The organism is Candidatus Parvarchaeota archaeon, from assembly GCA_016866895.1.
Classification (GTDB): Archaea; Micrarchaeota; Micrarchaeia; order Anstonellales; family VGKX01; genus VGKX01.
This window is the reverse complement of sequence record VGKX01000158.1, coordinates 1-2,757: the sequence shown is the minus strand read 5'-3', so window position 1 is coordinate 2,757 and position 2,757 is coordinate 1. Positions and strand designations below refer to the sequence as shown.

Below are 2,757 nucleotides of genomic sequence, written 5' to 3'. Positions count from 1 at the left end.
GCCAATTTCAAGCCCTCAAAGCCTGATTCCCAAGATTCTTTCTAGTGGCATGGTTTTGCGGCATGAAGCCACATTGGCTCTGCTTTGATGGTTTGCAGCTTAGTTTTGCCGGCTTGAAGCTAATGCTTTTTTTGGCTCCAACAGCTTTTCCAGGCCTTCTGGCATTTTTTGGCATCAATTTTGCAGCATATTTTGCCATTAGTCCGCTTTCTTACTTTTTGTATCACTATAAACGCCATTCTTACAACTATAAACCATCCTGTGCAACAAACAAGGCGCACAATTCAGCAAAGTTAATAAACAAAAAAGCGAATAATCTTTTGAAAGTAATATGGACATACTAAAACCGACTTGTTTTGCAAGCGCCTTATGGTGGTTTGAATGAAAAAGCCCAACTCTTCCAAAAAAAGCATCAAAAAATCCAAGCCTGCCCAAAAAAAGCCAAAATTGGCAAAAAGGGCGCAAAAAAAGGCAATGCCAAAGAAAAAGCCGCACTCAGCGCAGCCTAGGAAAAGGGCATCTGGGATGCACGTGGTTTCCTCAAAGGCAAACATGCCAAGGATGGTAAAGCAAATTGAAGCAAAGGACGTCTCATCGTCGGTGCGGGAATCCATCGACCAGCTTAAGGGGTCGCTTCAACCCCACTACACATATGTGGAGACGGAAGTTGAAGTTCCAAAGGCCCCAGTCATTCTAGATAAGGTTTATCTGCAAAGAATAAGCTTTGAGATTTCAGGCATACGTCAAGCTTTGGAAAGGATGAACAAGCAGCTTGACAAGCTTGAAGACGAGCTTCAGGCCCTTTCAGACTAGCGTTAAGTCAATTTGGCTTTGCAAAACTGCTTTTATCCCTAGTCAAAAATTCCTAGCCAAGAATTTTCCTCAGCTTTTTTAGCCTCTCGTTAATTGTAATCTCCGGCTTTAGCCTGTCAAACATCATAGTCCTTCCTGCATAGGACATGATTTCCCTTTTTTCCACCCCTGTTGCCTGCGAGGCGTTGCCAATGGAAAAGCCCTGGGCATATATTGTAGTTGCCGCCTTGAGCCGTGCCTTTGTAAGAATGTCAGTTGTGAATCTTTTGTCCGAGGCGTCCAGGTTCTTGATTTGCCCAATCACATTTTCAATTGATGCCACGGCTTTTTTTTCATCCCCTGATTTTGTTGCATCGGAGGCTGCCTTAAGGCCTGCCTGGATTGCTGAAAAATAGCCTGCTATGTTTGGCCTGTTCCAGTAGCGGGGCTTTGAAAGCACTTTTGCAAGAACATATGAAATTATCGCAAGGTCGTAGGTTTTCCGTTCAAATCCAAGTGCCATTGCTGCAACGAACCTGTCGTTCAGCTTTCTCAATGCCCGTATGTCCCTTTCCTTAAACGCCTTGAATACGTCGGCAGGGCTTGCCTGCTGTTGCACCGGTGTCATGGTTAGTTATGTCGTGCGGGCGTTTTTAAACCCCCTGCATGCGGTTTATTTCACGTCGAAGCAAAAATAGGCTTTTAAATCTTTCTGTTTATAATCATGATACAATCATGACAAGTTTGCAGCATTATCGCGAACCTGTCATAAGGGTTGCAGGGAGGCAAACCCTTCTTGCGCCAAAACATGGGGCGGAAAATTCCAATAGTTTGTGATAATCCCTTGAGATAAAACAAACCGTGATATCGAAACTGTGATGCTATGTCGAGTAATTCTGGCAAGGATGTATTTAAAGCTTCTCAGGAGGTTGCAAGCGCAAGCAAGGCCCGTGCAGATTGTGGCTTTGCCTTTGAGCAAGTCTCAAAAGTCGAGTCAGAGGTTGCAGCGGAGCTCAAGTCAGAAATTGCCAAATTTAAGGACCCAACCGTGTTTGGCGCACTGCTATACCGGACTGTCCGCGAGCGGGAAAGTTCAAACCTGCTTTTCAAGGCGCTTCTCTCCAAGCTAGAGTCAATTGAGTCCAGGCTTGACGCGCTTGAAAACCAATCAAAACAGGCTTCGGCTCAAATTTCATCAGCAGGCTTACAACAAAATCAAGCACAGTTTGGCGTTCAAGTGCCGGTTGCTTCAGCATACGTGCAACAAGCCCAGGTTCTCTCATCGGGCCAAATCCAGCAGCAGGTGCTTGTGCCTGAAATAGACGCGCAGATTATATCGTTTGTCCAGGTCTCTGGCCATGTCAGCGCAGAGGACGTCCAGTCAAAATTCAAATACAAGGGAAAAAACGCAGCAAGCGCAAGGCTCAATCGGCTTTGCAGCATCAACCTGCTTGAAAAACAACAGGTTGGACGAAAAGTGTATTTTAGGGTACGGAGTTGATGCTCCTTAAAGCAAGGCGACCAAAACCCGGATGCTCGAAAGCAATTTTAAGTGATTTTTTGGGGCATCCGGGCTTTACGCTTCTTTTCGGGGTATCGGGGGCGGCCTAAATAGACCTCCCACAAACAATTATTTTTGCCGCCCCTCCCCCACCCACTCTGCCAAAATGACATGTTCATGCTCACAAAGCCGCAGTCGCATAATAACAATACAGTTCCAAGGAAATCCAGTTTGGCGCTAGAGCGCCTGTCCCAATATCCAAATGCATATGGGCAAGCAGCCTTAGTGATGCCAAGGGTGGGTCAAATATGGGAGAAGGAGAAGAAACCGTTGTAATAACCGTTGATGACCTAGTGGAGCACACGGTGCTCTCGCGCAAACTTTCGGAAACCAGGTACAAGCGAGACTATCTGGTAAGAAACGGGGCCATGGCAGAAGACCTGCACGTAAATTCTCTTACAAAG

General features: G+C 46.0%; 3 protein-coding genes. 2 read left to right on the top strand and 1 reads right to left on the bottom strand.

From position 1 onward, the window contains the following. The first annotated feature begins 381 nt into the window (after positions 1 to 381). Complete coding sequence (locus FJZ26_05380) at positions 382 to 813, top strand: hypothetical protein (GenBank protein MBM3229838.1); 432 nt, start codon at positions 382 to 384, stop codon at positions 811 to 813. A gap of 52 nt (positions 814 to 865) precedes the next feature. On the opposite strand, the gene FJZ26_05375 is transcribed toward FJZ26_05380, so the two are convergent. Next, entirely contained in the window at positions 866 to 1,420 is a 555-nt protein-coding gene (locus FJZ26_05375; GenBank protein MBM3229837.1) for a hypothetical protein, read from the bottom strand. Positions 1,421 to 1,675: 255 nt separating this feature from the next. Between FJZ26_05375 and FJZ26_05370 the strand changes: the two genes are divergently transcribed. Then, positions 1,676 to 2,293 (top strand): hypothetical protein, encoded by a 618-nt coding sequence (locus FJZ26_05370; protein ID MBM3229836.1) that lies wholly within the window; start codon positions 1,676 to 1,678, stop codon positions 2,291 to 2,293. Positions 2,294 to 2,757 lie beyond the last annotated feature (464 nt).

Bases quoted from the DNA above. Each gene is read 5' to 3' on its own strand.
- FJZ26_05380 (MBM3229838.1), top strand. From the start codon at position 382: ATGAAAAAGCCCAACTCTTCCAAAAAAAGCATCAAAAAATCCAAGCCT.
- FJZ26_05375 (MBM3229837.1), bottom strand. From the start codon at position 1,420: ATGACACCGGTGCAACAGCAGGCAAGCCCTGCCGACGTATTCAAGGCG.
- FJZ26_05370 (MBM3229836.1), top strand. From the start codon at position 1,676: ATGTCGAGTAATTCTGGCAAGGATGTATTTAAAGCTTCTCAGGAGGTT.